Below are 14,475 nucleotides of genomic sequence, written 5' to 3'. Positions count from 1 at the left end.
TCCACATGGCACGTTATATTGGACCCAAATGCAAGCTCTCGCGCCGCGAGGGTACTGACCTGTTCCTGAAGAGCGCCCGCCGCTCGCTGGATTCCAAGTGCAAGCTGGATTCCAAGCCTGGCCAACACGGCCGCACTTCGGGTGCCCGCACTTCCGACTACGGCCTGCAGCTGCGCGAAAAGCAAAAGCTCAAGCGCATGTACGGCGTGCTGGAAAAGCAATTCCGCAAGTACTTCGCTGAAGCCGAGCGTCGCCGTGGCAACACCGGCGAAACGCTGATCCAGCTGCTGGAATCGCGCCTGGACAACGTCGTCTACCGCATGGGCTTCGGCTCGACCCGCGCCGAAGCTCGCCAGCTGGTGAGCCACCGCGCCATCGAACTGAACGGCCACACCGCCGACATCGCTTCGATGCTGGTAAAGGCTGGCGACGTCATCTCGATCCGCGAAAAGGCCAAGAAGCAAGGCCGCATCAAGGAATCGCTCGACCTGGCCACCAGCATCGGCATCCCCCAGTGGGTGGAAGTCGACACGACCAAGCTGACCGGCACGTTCAAGTCGGCCCCCGATCGCGCTGACGTCGCTCGCGACATCAACGAATCGATGGTCGTCGAACTGTACTCGCGTTAATCACGCCTGCCGGCGCCTCCTTCGCAAGGTGCTGGGACGCTGGTTTCGCGACCGGTTTGCAAGTCTCGCAGCAGCCCGCTTTCCGCCGTTTGGCGGGGCGGGCTTTGCGGTAAGTATCGGGCGGCTTTTTCGTCGCCCGCGTTTCACGTTTCAACCTGTCCATCAGCCTTATCGGTGTAACGAGCCGAGGGTATTGAAAAGGAACACAGTACATGTCCACTCAAGGTTTCCTGAAGCCGCGCTCCATTGAAGTCGAACCGGTCGGCACCCACCATGCCAAGATCGTGATGGAGCCGTTCGAGCGCGGCTACGGCCATACGCTGGGCAACGCCCTGCGCCGCATCCTGCTGTCTTCGATGACCGGCTACGCGCCGACCGAAGTCCAGATGACGGGCGTGGTGCACGAATACTCGACCATCCCGGGCGTTCGCGAAGATGTCGTCGACATCCTGCTGAACCTGAAGGGCGTGGTCTTCAAGCTGCACAACCGTGACGAAGTCACCCTGGTCCTGCGCAAGACCGGCGCCGGCACCGTGCTGGCCAGCGACATCGAGCTGCCGCACGACGTCGAGATCATCAACCCCGGCCACGCCATCTGCAACCTGACGGACGCGGGCAAGCTGGAAATGCAGATCAAGGTCGAAAAGGGCCGTGGCTACGTGCCGGGCAACGTGCGCGCGCTGTCGGAAGACCGCACCCACACCATCGGCCGCATCGTCCTGGACGCCTCGTTCAGCCCGGTCCGCCGCGTCAGCTACGCGGTTGAAAGCGCCCGCGTGGAACAGCGCACCGACCTGGACAAGCTGGTGCTGGACATCGAAACCAACGGCGTCATCTCGCCCGAGGAAGCGGTGCGCCAGTCGGCCCGCATCCTGATGGACCAGATCTCGGTCTTCGCCGCCCTGGAAGGCGCCGGCGATTCGTACGAAGCCCCGGTCCGCGGCACGCCGCAGATCGACCCGGTCCTGCTGCGTCCGGTCGACGACCTGGAACTGACCGTGCGTTCGGCCAACTGCCTGAAGGCCGAAAACATCTACTACATCGGCGACCTGATCCAGCGTACCGAGAACGAACTGCTCAAGACCCCGAACCTGGGTCGCAAGTCGCTCAACGAGATCAAGGAAGTGCTGGCCGCACGCGGCCTGACGCTGGGCATGAAGCTCGAAAACTGGCCCCCGCTGGGCCTGGAGCGTCCGTAAGTCTTGAAGGGTGGCGCCCCTGTCGCGGGGGCGCTTCCCGCGGCGCCCGGCCTTGCCGCCGGGCGGTTTGCGAAACCGTCGTAAAATGCACCGATTTCCACCGGACCGCGGCCTGGTTGCAGGTCGATAGAAGAGCCGGATAACCCGATGGCGGAAACGCCTTCACTAGATTCAAAGGATACTTATCATGCGTCACGGTAATGGCTTGCGTAAGCTCAACCGCACCAGCAGTCACCGTCTTGCCATGTTCCGCAACATGGCCGTTTCGTTGATCACCCACGAAGCCATCAAGACCACGCTGCCCAAGGCGAAAGAACTGCGCCGCGTCATCGAACCCCTGATCACGCTGGGTAAAGAACCCACCCTCGCGAACAAGCGTCTGGCTTTTGCCCGTCTGCGCGATCGCGACGCCGTGGTGAAGCTGTTCGCCGAAATCGGCCCGCGCTACGCGGCCCGCAACGGCGGCTACACCCGCGTGCTGAAGATGGGTTTCCGTCAAGGCGACAATGCTCCCATGGCTTTCATGGAGCTGGTCGACCGTCCGGAAGTCGATGAGGCCGCTGAGGACAGCGCCGAATAAGTTTCGGTGTCTAGATAAGCGACAAGGGCGGGTCTTCGGACCCGCCCTTGTTTTTTTGCGCGGCGCGCGCGGGGCGCCCCGGCGGCGCAGGCGCGCCGATCGCTACGAAGCGTGCAGTTCGCCCCGCAACTGCGCGGCGGTGGCCGCCAGCGCCTCCTGGGGCGCCTGGGGCGGCATGCGGAAGGTCAGGTCCTGCTGCTCGATGTACTGCGTCGAGGTCACGTCCTGCGGATGGTGCATGGGGATCACGTGCGCATGGGTATGCGCGACGTGGATGCCGGTGAAGGCGAAGCCGACGCGATCCACGCCATACAGCCGCTTCATGTGGCGGCCCAGCTTCTGCCCCAGGTTGACGATGTGTCCGGCCAGGTCGGCGGGCATGTCTTCGTAGTACGGATAGTGCTGCTTGGGGATGATGAGCGTGTGTCCGGGGCGCACCGGCTGGATGTCCAGGAACGCCATCAGGCGGTCGTCTTCGTGGATGATGTGGGCCGGTATCTCGTGGCGGGCGATGCGGCAGAACAGGCAGTTATCGGACATGCTTGCCTCGGAGGGGGATGGGTGCGCGGTGGCCGCGGGTCCGATTGTGGGCGGACGCGGGCGGCAATATCGATAAAATACCCCGAGTTACATCCGACACGGGTATTCCCAGGAGGCTCCATGTTGCGCGATGACGACGTCGTGCTGGTCATCAGCAACGCGCCGGATCTGTTGCTGGCCAAGCGTATCGCCCACGTGCTGGTCGAAGATGGCCTGGCGGCCTGCGTGAACCTTGGCGCGCCGGGCCTGTCCATCTACCAGTGGCAAGGCGAGGTGGAAGGGGCCGAGGAAATCCCCATCCACATCAAGACCACCTACGCGCGCCACCAGGCCGTGGTCCAGGCCCTGGCGCAGATGCATTCCTACGACGTGCCCGAAATCATCGTGCTGCCGGTCATCGGCGGCGCCGCGCCCTATCTCGACTGGGTGCGCCAGCAGACGGCCGCCGTGCAGAACAAGAGAGACTGATGTTGCAACCCGCGGTCCGGCTCCACGCGCCGATGCGTGCCTTTTTCCCCAAGTTGCTGGCGGCGCTGGCCATGGCGCTGCTGTGGCTGGCCTGGAACGCGCCGGCGCGCGCCGAGGCCGAGTTCCTCGAGCCGGAAAAGGCCTTCGTCTTCAGCGCGGCGATGGCCACGCCGGATACCGTCGAGCTGCGCTTCCGGGTGGCGCCGGGTTATTACATGTACCGCGAGCGCTTCGGCATCAGCATCAGCCCCCTGGGCGCGGTTACCCTGGGCGAGCCGGTATACCCCAAGGGCGAGGTCAAGTACGACCCGACCTTCGAGAAGGACATGGAGGTCTATCACCAGGACGTGGTGATCCGGGTGCCGGTGACGGCTGGTGGCCAGCCGTTCACGCTGACGCTGACCGGGCAGGGCTGCGCCGATGCCGGTCTGTGCTATCCGCCGATGGACAGCAGTGTGAAGCTGACGCCGGTGGCGGGCGGCTACGCGCTGGCGGGCGGCGGTGGCGCCTCGGCCGCGCCGGCGGCATCGGGCGGCGGCCTGAGCGCGCTGGTGAACGCGGGCGATACCGGCCTGGCCGATGCCCTGGGCGGGCTGGGCTGGATCAAGACGGCCGGCGTGTTCCTGGTGCTGGGCCTGCTGCTGGCGTTCACGCCCTGCGTGCTGCCCATGATTCCCATCCTGTCGTCGATCGTGCTGGGCGGCGCCAGCCAGGAACGCCCGACGCGCGGCCGTGGCCTGGCGTTGGCGGCGACCTACGTGCTGGGCATGTCGGTGGTCTACACCGCGCTGGGCGTGGCCGCGGGCTTGAGCGGCGCGGGCCTGGCCGCATGGCTGCAGACGCCGTGGATCCTGACGCTGTTCGCGATCCTGCTGGCGGTGCTGGCGCTGGCGATGTTCGATGCCTTCACCTTCCAGATGCCGTCCGGCATCCAGGCGCGGCTGGCCGAGCGCTCGTCGCGCATTCCCGGCGGCCGTTACACCGGCGCGTTGCTGATGGGCGCGCTGTCGGCGCTGATCGTCGGGCCGTGCGTGGCCGCGCCGCTGGCCGGCGCGTTGCTGTACATCTCGCAGACCGGCGACGTGGTGCTGGGGGGCTCGGCCCTGTTCGCGATGGCGTGGGGCATGGGCGTGCCGCTGCTGATCGTCGGCGCCTCGTCGGGCGCGTTGCTGCCCAAGGCCGGGCCGTGGATGGATGGCGTCAAGCGGCTGTTCGGCATGCTGCTGCTGGCGACCGCGTGGTGGATGCTGATTCCGGTGGTGCCGACCTGGGTGCAGATGACCGGCTGGGCCTTCCTGGCGATCGTCGGCGCGGTGATGCTGCGCGCGTTTGACGCCCTGCCGGCGGGCGCCGGCTCGGCGCGCATGTTCGGCAAGGGCGTCGGCCTGTTGCTGGCCCTGGCCGCGGCCGCGTGGCTGGTCGGCGCGGCCAGCGGCGGCCGCGACGTGCTGCAGCCGCTGTCGCACTTTGCTTCCGGTGGCCCGGCCGTAGCCGGCACCGCTGCCCATGCCGGCGAGGTGCAATTCAAGCGCGTGCGCAACAACGCCGAGCTGGACGCGCTGCTGGCCGCGAGCACGCAGCCGGTGATGCTGGACTTCTACGCCGACTGGTGCGTGTCGTGCCGCGAGATGGAACGCTTCACCTTCACCGATCCGGGCGTGGCGCAGCGCATGGCTGGCATGCTGCTGGTGCAGGCCGACGTCACTGCCAACAACGCCGACGACCGTGCGCTGCTCAAGCGTTTCCGCCTGTTCGGCCCGCCGGGGATCATGTTCTTCGCGCCCGGCGGCAAGGAGCTGCCGGACGCCCGTGTCGTGGGTTTCCAGGACGCCAAGCGTTTCACCGAATCGCTGGATCGCGTGCTATTGCGTTGAGCGGCGGCCGGCCGCTACCATGAGGGTTCGCGCCGCGTGGGCGGCGCCTCCAACCCCTCAGGCCGGCGCCCGTGACGTCTTCGACAGTCGATGCAAGCCAGGACCGCACCGGTCTGATCTATCTGCAACTGATGTTCGTCATGGCCACCTGGGGCCTGAACATCGTCTCCATCAAGTACCTGACGCAGCACATGGATATCCGCGCCCTGGCGGCCTTGCGGATCGCCGTGGCGTTCGTTGCCGTCACCCTCATCGTCAAGGCGCGTCGCGGCCGCATTCCGAGGTTGGGGCGCGTGGAACTGGCCTGGGTCGCGCTGGCCGGCTTCCTGGTGGTGTATGCGCACCAGACCGCGCTGGTGTACGGGCTGCAGTTCTCGTCGGCCGCCAACGGCACGCTGCTGATGGCCACCAGTCCCTTACTGTCGGCGCTGCTGGCGGCGCTGTTCTATCGCGAGCGGCTGACATGGCTGCGGATCGCCGGCGCCTTGCTGGGGCTGGCGGGCGTGGCCATGGTGGTGGTGGGCAGCGGCGCGCAGATCGGCCTGACCGGTTGGGGCGACGCCATCGTGTTCCTGGCGGTGGCGGTGTTCGTGTTCGGCGGGCTGGTGATCCAGCGCATCTCGCGCACGCTCGATCCGCTGGCGATGCTCTGGTACATGTACCTGGCCGGCGGCCTGATGTTGATGGCGCATGCGGCCATGACGCCGTCGTCGTATGACGCGGACAACTGGAGCATGACGTGGTGGCCGTGGCTGGTGCTGCTGTTCTCGGCGGTGATCGCCTCGGGCGTCAGCAACATCCTGTGGAACGCGGGCATTGCCAGGCTGGGGATCAGCCGCGCCGCGCTGTTCGTGAACTGGCTGCCGATCTTCGGCCTGCTGTTCGCCGCGCTGTTCCTGGACGAGCACGTCACGCTGGTGCACGTGGCGGGGCTGGCCTGTATTCTCAGCGGCACCTGGCTGGGCCTGCGCCGCGGCGCGCCGGCGTCGCGTTGAAACCGCGGCGGGCCGCAAGGGCCCGCCGGTAGTTGGCGCGTTGCATGGGCGCGTTTCGTATGCGCGTTTCATGCCGGGGCGCGCGGATGACGAGCGGGGCAGGGCCGAGCAGGCCCTGCCGGCCGCGATCAGCGCTGCTGCTTGAGCAGCCGCGCCGCTTCGATTGCGAAGTACGTCAGGATGCCGTCGGCGCCGGCGCGCTTGAATGCCAGCAGCGCTTCCATCATGACCTTGTCATGATCCAGCCAGCCATTGGCCGAGGCCGCCTTGATCATCGCGTATTCACCGCTCACCTGGTAGGCGAAGGTCGGCACGCGGAAGGCGTCCTTGACGCGGCGCAGCACGTCCAGGTAGGGCATGCCGGGCTTGACCATGACCATGTCGGCGCCTTCCTGCAGGTCGGCGGCCACTTCACGCAGCGCTTCGTCCAGGTTGCCCGGGTCCATCTGGTAGGCCATCTTGTTGGACTTGCCCAGGTTGGTGGCGGAACCGACGGCATCGCGGAACGGGCCGTAGAAGGCGCTGGCGTACTTGGCCGAGTAGGCCATGATCTGGGTGTGGATGTAGCCGTTGGCCTCGAGCGCGCGGCGCACGGCGCCGATGCGGCCGTCCATCATGTCGCTGGGGGCGACCATGTCGACGCCGGCCGCGGCCTGCGTCAGGGCCTGCTTGACGAGGATCTCGACGGTCGGCTCGTTGACGACGTAGCCGTTTTCATCGATGACGCCGTCCTGGCCGTGGCTGGTGTACGGGTCCAGCGCTACGTCGCACAGCACGCCGAGGTCGGGGAAGTGCTTCTTGAGTTCGCGCACCACGCGCGGGATCAGGCCGTCGGGGTTGGTGGCCTCGATGCCGTCGGGCGTCTTGAGCGCCGGGTCGATGGCGGGAAACAGCGACAGCACCGGGATGCCCAGGGCCACGCATTCCTCGGCCACCGGCAGCAGCGTGTCCAGCGAATAGCGCACCACGCCCGGCAGCGACGCAACAGGCTGCTTCAGGCCATTGCCCTCGGCCACGAAGACCGGATAGATCAGGTCGTTGACGGTGAGAGCGTTCTCGCGCACCAGGCGGCGGGTGTAGTCGTCGCGGCGCAGGCGGCGGGGGCGGGAAACCGGGAAGTCGGGGGTGATGATCTGCGGGTTCATGGTACGACCTTGGGAGAAATCCAGTTTTCTATGTGCGCGCCAGCTTCTTCCAGGCCGATGCGCTCCGGCGCCGAGAAGGGGATGGTGTGCAGGGCGCCGATGTCCGCCAGGTCTTTGCGCACCGAGAACACGGTGCGCACGCGCTGGCCGTAGGGCAGCTTGTCGGCTTTGGTGAGCAGCGCCAGCACCGGGCGTCCGGTGGGGGCGATGAAATTGGCCAGGCGGCGGTCCAGTTCGGTGACGCCGCGGCGGATGTCGATGAGCAGCACGATGCCGGCCAGCGATTCGCGGTCGCGCAGGTAGCCGCCCAGGATGTCGGCCCACTTTTCCTTTTCGTCGCGGGCCACGGACGCGTAGCCGTAGCCGGGCAGGTCGACGAGGTAGCCGATGTGGCCTTCCGGATCCAGCGGGTCGGGCAGGCCGAACATGTTGATGAGCCGCGTGCGGCCCGGCGTCTTGCTCGAGAAGGCGAGACGGCGCTGGTTGCACAGCACGTTGATGGCCGTGGACTTGCCGGCGTTGGAGCGGCCGACGAAGCAAACCTCCGGCGCGTCAGGAGGCGGCAACTGGTCGAGGCGAGCGGCCGACGTAAGGAAAGAGGCGCGATGTAGGAGGGACACGGGTGGCTTTGGATACGGTTGGTTTCGAGCCCTATTGTATAATCCGGCGTTTGCAACAGTGGTCCCCGTGCGCGGAGCCGTCTCTTTTGCTTACCGTTGAGGGTATTTCGTACCAGCCGGACATCCGGTTTCCCAGGTACTTGCGCCTTTGACGAGCAGGCAATCGGGCAAATCAGGTTCGATACGGTTTTCCAGATGTGCGGGCAGGCGTGGGCGCCTTTTTGCGCCTTGATCGATGTGATCGTCGAGGTCTTCATGAAGCGTGTGCTGTCCCGGATGTTGGTTGCGAGCGGGCTGTTGCTCGGCGCCTCCGCCTTTTCTACTACGAGTCTCGCCGCCGAAGGCGCCGCGGGTCCGGCCAAGCCAGATGCCGCCAAGGGCGGGCAGCTGTTTGACCAGGGCGACGCCTCGCGCGGCATCATCGCCTGTGCGTCCTGTCATGGCGCGGCGGGTAACAGCACCATCCCGGTGAATCCCAACCTGGCCGCGCAACCCCACGAATACCTGGTCAAGCAGCTGACCGACTTCCAGGTCAAGCAGGGCGCCAAGCTGCCTGTGCGCAACGGGCCCGGCGGCAATCCCACTCCCATGACCGCCATGGCGCAGAACCTGACGCCGGCCGACATGCAGAACATCGCGCTGTACCTGGCGCAGCAGCCGCTGAAAGAGCCGGCCACCGCCGGCCAGGAGAAGTTGGTTGATCTGGGTCAAAAGATCTGGCGCGGTGGTTTGCCCGAGCGCAATGTTCCGGCTTGTGCTGCATGCCATTCTGCCAATGGCGCGGGCATTCCGGGCCAGTACCCCCGGCTGTCGGGTCAGTTTCCCATGTACATCGAAGAGCAGCTCAAGCTGTTCCGCAGCGGCGATCGCGCCAACGACGTGATGCACGCCGTGGCCGACCGGATGTCGGATGCCGACATCAAGGCCGTGGCGGACTACGCGGCCGGCTTGCGGTAACCACCTGCCGGCAATGCGCGCGGCTGGTCCGCGTTCACGCAAACCTGAGCATGGCGGAACCTGGTCCCGCCACGCGCTGTCTACGAGGGGGGTAGCCGATTGCGCGGCCCCCCTTTTTTCATGAATTCGACTCAGACACACTCCCGTCCCTCCCTGCGCAGCCTGCCCCGCGATCTGTTCGAATTGCTGGGCTCGATGCGGTTCGCCGTCAGCCTGCTGATGTTCATCTGCGTGGCCAGCCTGGTGGGGACGGTCCTGCAGCAGAACCGGTCGTCCAATAACTACATCGACCAGTTCGGCCCGTTCTGGTTCGAGGTGTTCGACAAGTTCTCGATCTGGCACGTCTACAACAGCTGGTGGTTCCTGCTGATCATGGCGTTCCTGGTGATCTCGACTTCGGTCTGCCTGATCCGCAACGCGCCCAAGATGCTGCGTGATGCGCGTTCGTTCCGCGAACATGTGCGCGGCGGCAGCCTGCGGGCCTTCCCGCACCGCGTCGAGACCGACGCGCCCAGCGACGTGCCGCAGACCGCGGCCGGCCTGACGGCGCTGCTCAAGCGCATGGGCTATGCGGTGCGCGAGCGCCAGGACAGCACCGGCGTGCTGCTGGCGGCCAAGAAGGGCAGCGCAAACCGGCTGGGCTACGTATTCGCCCACGCCGCCATGGTCATCATCTGTGTCGGCGGCCTGCTCGACAGCGAGCTGCCGGTGCGCCTGCAGGTCATGTTCGGCGGCAAGAAGCCGATCGTCGAGAACATGCTGATCTCGGAAGTGCCGGAAAGCGGCCGCCTGTCGGTCAACAATCCCAGCTTCCGCGCCAGCGTGCTGGTCCCGGAGAACGGCCAGGCCAGCACGGCGGTGGTGATGGTGGGCGACGGCGCCCTGGTGCAGCCCATGCCCTTCACGTTGAAGTTGAAGAAATTCATCGTCGATTACTACTCGACCGGTATGCCCAGCCGCTTCGCCAGCGAAGTGGAAGTGACGGATCCCGATACCGGCAAGTCGTTCGACTCGACCATCGAAGTCAATGAGCCGCTGCGCTTCAAGGGCATGACGGTCTACCAGTCCAGCTTCGACGACGGCGGCAGCACGGTGGTGCTCAAGGGCTACCCGCTGGTGGGCGCGGACAGCGCCACGTTCAATGTCGACGGCACGGTGGGCAAGACCGCCGAAGTAACCGCTCACACTGCGCGCGGCCCGCGCAGCATGAACGTGGAAATCACGGCCCTGCGTCCGATCAACGTCGAGGACCTGACCGGTGGCGAGCCCAAGGGGGGCAACCAGAGCTTCGCCGAGCACGTCGCCTCGGTGGCCGGCAGCGCGGCGGGCAAGAAGAACGAAAACCTGCGCAACGTGGGCCCCAGCGTCGAATACAAGCTGATCGACGACGCGGGCCAGGCGCATGAATTCCAGAATTACATGCTGCCGGTGCAGCTGGACGGCGCCAGCGTGTTCCTGGCTGGTGTGCGCAACAACGCGTCCGAGCCCTTCCGGTACCTGCGGATCCCGGCCGACGACGACAGTTCGGTGGCGGAGTTCATGCGTTTGCGCGCCACGCTGGCCGATCCGGCGGCGCGGCAGGAGGCGGCGCGCCGCTTCGCCGAACGCAACAGCCCGAGCGGCGCGGACCGCCAGCCCTTGCAGACGGCCGCCGAGCGCGCCCTGGAAACCTATGCTTCCGGCGGCCTGCAGGCCGTCGCCGCGTTCCTGCAGGCCAACACGCCGGCCGCCGACCTGGAGCGCGCCGCGGACGTGGTCATCCGACTGATCGGCGCCAGCATGAACGAATTGCGGGCGGTCGAGCGCGAGCGCGCCGGATTGCCGCCGGTCCCGACCGAGGGCCCCGAGGCCGAGCGTGCGGCAGTGTGGTCGCGCCTCGCGGTGGCGGCGCTGTCCGACCTGACCGTCTATCCGGCGCCGGTGTTCTTCTCTCTGGCTGATTTCAACCACGTGCAGGCCAGCGTGTTCCAGGTCAGCCGCACGCCGGGCAAGAATACGGTCTACCTGGGCAGCCTGTTGCTGGTCCTGGGGGTGTTTTCGATGTTCTATATTCGGGATCGCCGCGTCTGGATCTGGATCAAGCCGCAGGAAGGCGGCAGCGGCATCCTGGCGGCGATGACGTCGCAGAAGCGTACACTCGACTTCAACCAGGAGTTCGATCGCTTCAAGCAGGCGCTGCTGCGCCAGAAAGGGTCTTAAGGTTTCCTATGTCCACGACGACCACTACGCATTCCCCCACGCCTGAAAACCTCTGGCAGGAAAGCCTGTCGGAAACCGGCGACGGCCGCGCGCAACGCGGCCGGCCCGACTGGACCGACATCGTCTTCTTCCTGCTGTTGGCGGCGGGCGCCGGTTTCGCGCTGACGCGCTTCAGCGGCGCCATGGACTATTACGAGAAGATCATCCTTTGCGGCACGGTGCCCGTGCTGGCCTGGATGGGCTGGCTCTGGCGCCCGTTGCGCCGCCTGATGGTGGCCTGTGCCATCGCGGCCGGCCTGGCGCTGATGCTTTACGGCAACGACCTGGCGCGGGCCGAGCAGGTGTTCTTCCTGAAATACCTGTTCTCATCGCAGTCGGCCATCCTGTGGATGAGCGCGCTGTTCGCGCTGGCCATGGTCTGCTACTGGATTGGTTTTTTCAGCCCGACCGCGGCCTGGCTGGGTACCGCCCTGACCTGGGGCGCGGTGTTCGCGGGCGTGACCGGCCTGCTGGTGCGCTGGCGCGAAGGCCACCTCATGGGCCCCGACCTGGGCCACATTCCGGTCAGCAACCTGTACGAAGTGTTCGTGCTGTTCGCGCTGATCACGGCGTTGTTCTACCTGTACTACGAACGCAAGTACGCCACGCGCGCGCTGGGTGGATTCGTGCTGCTGGTGGTGACGTCGGCGGTCGTATTCCTGCTGTGGTATTCGTTCACGCGCGATGCCGGGCAGATCCAGCCGCTGGTGCCGGCGCTCAAGAGCTGGTGGATGAAGCTGCACGTGCCCGCCAACTTCATCGGCTACGGCACCTTCTCGCTGGCGGCCATGGTCGGCTTCGCCTACCTGATCAAGCAGCACGGCCAGACCTCGTCGTGGCTCAAGCTGGCGCCGCTGTTCGTGCTGGGCGTGCTGCTGTGCGCCGAGCCCATGGTGTTCCGCACCGACGGCCTGTCGGCCACCTGGATGCTGTATTTCGGCATCGGCGCGGTGATCGTCGGCGCCATCCTGCTGGGCCGGCGCCGCATCGCCGCCGCGCTGCCGCCGCTGGAGGTGCTGGACGACATCATGTACCGCGCCATCGCCATCGGCTTCGCCTTCTTCACCGTGGCGACCATCCTGGGCGCGCTGTGGGCCGCGGACGCCTGGGGCGCCTACTGGCAGTGGGACCCCAAGGAAACCTGGGCGCTGATCGTCTGGCTAAACTACGCGGCCTGGCTGCACATGCGGCTGATCAAGGGCCTGCGCGGCACGATGGCGGCCTACTGGGCGCTGACGGGGCTGCTGATCACCGGCTTCGCCTTCCTGGGAGTGAACATGTTCCTGTCCGGGCTGCACTCGTACGGCCAGCTCTGATTGTTCCATCCATGTGAAAAGGCCCCATTCGGGGCCTTTTCACATGGCGCAGGGCAGGGATCAGGGCAACGTCGACTCGCCGCGCAGCAGGTCGTCGAGGGTCTCGCGCTGGCGCACCACATGGTAGTGGCCGCCGTCGACCATGATTTCGGCCGCACGGGGGCGCGTGTTGTAGTTGCCTGCCATCGTCATGCCATAGGCGCCGGCCGATTCCAGCGCCAGCACGTCACCTTGCTCGAGCACCAACGCGCGTTGGCGTGCCAGCCAGTCGGCGCTTTCGCAGACCGGGCCGACGACGTCGTAGTCGATCGTGTCGCCGGCGCGCGGGCGCAGGGGCTGCAGGCCATGCCAGGCGTCATACAGCGCCGGCCGCAGCAGGTCGTTCATGGCCGCGTCGACGACGGCAAAATTGCGCGCCTCGCCGTGCTTGAGGTACTGAACCGTGGTCAACAACACGCCGGCGTTGCCGACCAGCGAGCGGCCCGGTTCCAGTACCAGCCGCAAATGATCCTGGCCGCGGGCCTGCAGGCGTTGGAACACATGATCCAGCAGCGCCTTGGGCGAAGGCGGCATTTCGTCGTTGTAGCGGATGCCCAGGCCGCCGCCCAGGTCCAGGTGCGACAGGCGGATGCCGATGCCCTCGAGGTCGGCGACCAGATCGAGGAGTTTTTCCAATGCGTCGAAATAGGGACTGATGTCGGTCAGCTGCGAACCGATATGGCAATCCAGGCCCGTGATTTCCAGGCCAGGCAGCAGGCGGGCGCTGCGATATGCGTCCAGCGCCGCGCCGATGGGAATGCCGAACTTGTTTTCCTTCAGGCCGGTGGAAATGTAGGGGTGGGTCTGCGCATCGACGTCCGGGTTGACGCGCAGCGATACCCGGGCACGCTGCCCGGCTTCCTGGGCCACGTCGGACAGCCGCTGCAGTTCGGCCTCGGATTCGACGTTGAAGCACATGACGCCGGCAGCCAGGGCGGCGCGCATTTCCCAGACCTGCTTGCCGACGCCGGAAAAGACGATTTTGGCGGGATCCGCGCCCGCGGCCAGGGCGCGCTTGAGTTCGCCGCCGGACACAATGTCGAACCCCGCGCCCAGGCGGGCGAATTCCTTCAGGATGGCCAGGTTGGAATTGGCCTTCATGCCGTAGCAGACCAGGACGGGGCGCTGGCCAACGGCGCTGCGATAGGTGTCCCAGGCGGCGCGTAGCGCGGCGCGCGAGTATACGTACAGGGGCGTTCCCAGTTGTCCGGCCAGATGGTCCAGCGGCACGTCTTCGGCGTACAGCACGTTGTTGCGGTACTGGAAGTAGGGGTGCCCGGCCAGTTCGGGCGGAACCGGGAACGCGGCGGTCATGGCAGTGTGGGGGTGGCCGGTATCTGAGGTACCTGGGGCGTGGACTGGCGCTGCCCGGGTGGGGGCGGCTTGCCATCAGGCGTGGGCATGTACAAAGGACCCTTGTAGCCGCAGGCCGCAACCATGCCGGTCGCCACGAGCGTGGCTACAATGCGAAGAGACATGCGGCTGAATGCCAATTGGAACACTGGGAACTCCGTAATTCTTGCAGGCTCGATTATGACCGAATCCGAATTTCTTGCGTTGATCGACCAGGTGCTGGACAGCATCGAAAGCCAGGCCGATGACTGGGCGGCTTCGCTCGACGTCGACGTCGAAACCAGCCGCAGCGGCAATGTGCTGACCATGGTGTTCGAGGACAATACCCACGTGGTGGTGAACAGCCAGGCCGCCATGCAGGAACTGTGGGTGGCCGCGCGCAGCGGCGGCTTCCATTACCGCTACGACGGCCAGAACTGGAACGATACCCGAGGCGGGCCGAATCTGCCGGACGCGCTATCGCAGATCTGTTCGGCGGCGGCGGGCGTGCCCGTCACGATCCGCCTGTAGTCTCCAACGAAA

At 66.2% G+C, this 14,475-nt stretch carries 15 protein-coding genes; 10 read left to right on the top strand and 5 right to left on the bottom strand.

Going from position 1 to position 14,475, the window contains the following annotated elements:
• Positions 1-5 precede the first annotated feature (5 nt).
• The 3 genes from rpsD (at position 6) to rplQ (ending at position 2,408) form a co-directional block, all read left to right on the top strand.
• On the top strand, positions 6-629 hold the full coding sequence (gene rpsD, locus ACUTAG_RS14020) for a 30S ribosomal protein S4 (protein ID WP_006389633.1): 624 nt from the start codon (positions 6-8) through the stop codon (positions 627-629).
• Positions 630-841: 212 nt separating this feature from the next.
• Positions 842-1,828: a DNA-directed RNA polymerase subunit alpha gene (locus ACUTAG_RS14015; RefSeq protein WP_006216514.1), complete on the top strand. Its 987-nt coding sequence runs from the start codon at positions 842-844 to the stop codon at positions 1,826-1,828.
• Between the two features lie 187 nt (positions 1,829-2,015).
• Positions 2,016-2,408, top strand: coding sequence for a 50S ribosomal protein L17 (gene rplQ / locus ACUTAG_RS14010; RefSeq protein ID WP_006389635.1), 393 nt, complete (start codon positions 2,016-2,018; stop codon positions 2,406-2,408).
• A gap of 102 nt (positions 2,409-2,510) precedes the next feature.
• On the opposite strand, the gene ACUTAG_RS14005 is transcribed toward rplQ, so the two are convergent.
• On the bottom strand, positions 2,511-2,948 hold the full coding sequence (locus ACUTAG_RS14005) for an HIT family protein (RefSeq protein ID WP_006389638.1): 438 nt from the start codon (positions 2,946-2,948) through the stop codon (positions 2,511-2,513).
• A gap of 120 nt (positions 2,949-3,068) precedes the next feature.
• Between ACUTAG_RS14005 and cutA the strand changes: the two genes are divergently transcribed.
• The 3 genes from cutA (at position 3,069) to ACUTAG_RS13990 (ending at position 6,285) form a co-directional block, all read left to right on the top strand.
• Positions 3,069-3,416: a divalent-cation tolerance protein CutA gene (cutA, locus tag ACUTAG_RS14000; RefSeq protein WP_148317472.1), complete on the top strand. Its 348-nt coding sequence runs from the start codon at positions 3,069-3,071 to the stop codon at positions 3,414-3,416.
• A gap of 32 nt (positions 3,417-3,448) precedes the next feature.
• On the top strand, positions 3,449-5,290 hold the full coding sequence (dsbD, locus tag ACUTAG_RS13995) for a protein-disulfide reductase DsbD (protein ID WP_392388248.1): 1,842 nt from the start codon (positions 3,449-3,451) through the stop codon (positions 5,288-5,290).
• A 131-nt stretch (positions 5,291-5,421) separates the two neighbouring features.
• Positions 5,422-6,285, top strand: a complete 864-nt coding sequence (locus tag ACUTAG_RS13990) for a DMT family transporter (protein ID WP_045952927.1) — start codon at positions 5,422-5,424, stop codon at positions 6,283-6,285.
• 128 nt (positions 6,286-6,413) lie between these two features.
• On the opposite strand, the gene hemB is transcribed toward ACUTAG_RS13990, so the two are convergent.
• Together hemB and yihA are read right to left on the bottom strand one after the other, a co-directional pair.
• Positions 6,414-7,430, bottom strand: coding sequence for a porphobilinogen synthase (gene hemB, locus ACUTAG_RS13985; RefSeq protein ID WP_026382018.1), 1,017 nt, complete (start codon positions 7,428-7,430; stop codon positions 6,414-6,416).
• Positions 7,427-8,050: a ribosome biogenesis GTP-binding protein YihA/YsxC gene (yihA, locus tag ACUTAG_RS13980; RefSeq protein WP_006389648.1), complete on the bottom strand. Its 624-nt coding sequence runs from the start codon at positions 8,048-8,050 to the stop codon at positions 7,427-7,429. The genes hemB and yihA overlap by 4 nt, the downstream gene beginning before the upstream one ends.
• A gap of 255 nt (positions 8,051-8,305) precedes the next feature.
• Here yihA and ACUTAG_RS13975 point away from each other — a divergent pair, with 255 nt between their 5' ends.
• From ACUTAG_RS13975 to ccsB, 3 genes are all read left to right on the top strand, one after another.
• The gene (locus tag ACUTAG_RS13975) at positions 8,306-9,007 is read left to right on the top strand and encodes a c-type cytochrome (protein WP_026382019.1); all 702 of its coding nucleotides are present in this window, start codon (positions 8,306-8,308) and stop codon (positions 9,005-9,007) included.
• Between the two features lie 120 nt (positions 9,008-9,127).
• Complete coding sequence (locus ACUTAG_RS13970; protein ID WP_006389652.1) at positions 9,128-11,206, top strand: cytochrome c biogenesis protein ResB; 2,079 nt, start codon at positions 9,128-9,130, stop codon at positions 11,204-11,206.
• A gap of 8 nt (positions 11,207-11,214) precedes the next feature.
• Positions 11,215-12,561: a c-type cytochrome biogenesis protein CcsB gene (ccsB, locus tag ACUTAG_RS13965; protein ID WP_006389653.1), complete on the top strand. Its 1,347-nt coding sequence runs from the start codon at positions 11,215-11,217 to the stop codon at positions 12,559-12,561.
• 60 nt (positions 12,562-12,621) lie between these two features.
• Here ccsB and lysA read toward each other — a convergent pair whose 3' ends face one another.
• Positions 12,622-13,914, bottom strand: a complete 1,293-nt coding sequence (lysA, locus tag ACUTAG_RS13960; RefSeq protein WP_026382021.1) for a diaminopimelate decarboxylase — start codon at positions 13,912-13,914, stop codon at positions 12,622-12,624.
• Positions 13,911-14,078 (bottom strand): LPS translocon maturation chaperone LptM, encoded by a 168-nt coding sequence (lptM, locus tag ACUTAG_RS13955; RefSeq protein WP_076408786.1) that lies wholly within the window; start codon positions 14,076-14,078, stop codon positions 13,911-13,913. Before lptM ends, lysA begins: the two co-directional genes overlap by 4 nt.
• A 55-nt stretch (positions 14,079-14,133) precedes the next feature.
• On the opposite strand from lptM, the gene cyaY reads away from it, so the two are divergent.
• Positions 14,134-14,463: an iron donor protein CyaY gene (gene cyaY / locus ACUTAG_RS13950; protein WP_006389656.1), complete on the top strand. Its 330-nt coding sequence runs from the start codon at positions 14,134-14,136 to the stop codon at positions 14,461-14,463.
• Positions 14,464-14,475: the final 12 nt, after the last annotated feature.

This window comes from Achromobacter sp. CSND-B12 (assembly GCF_052906545.1).
The sequence above is the reverse complement of the archived record's forward strand: the minus strand, read 5'-3'. Positions and strand labels throughout refer to the sequence as shown.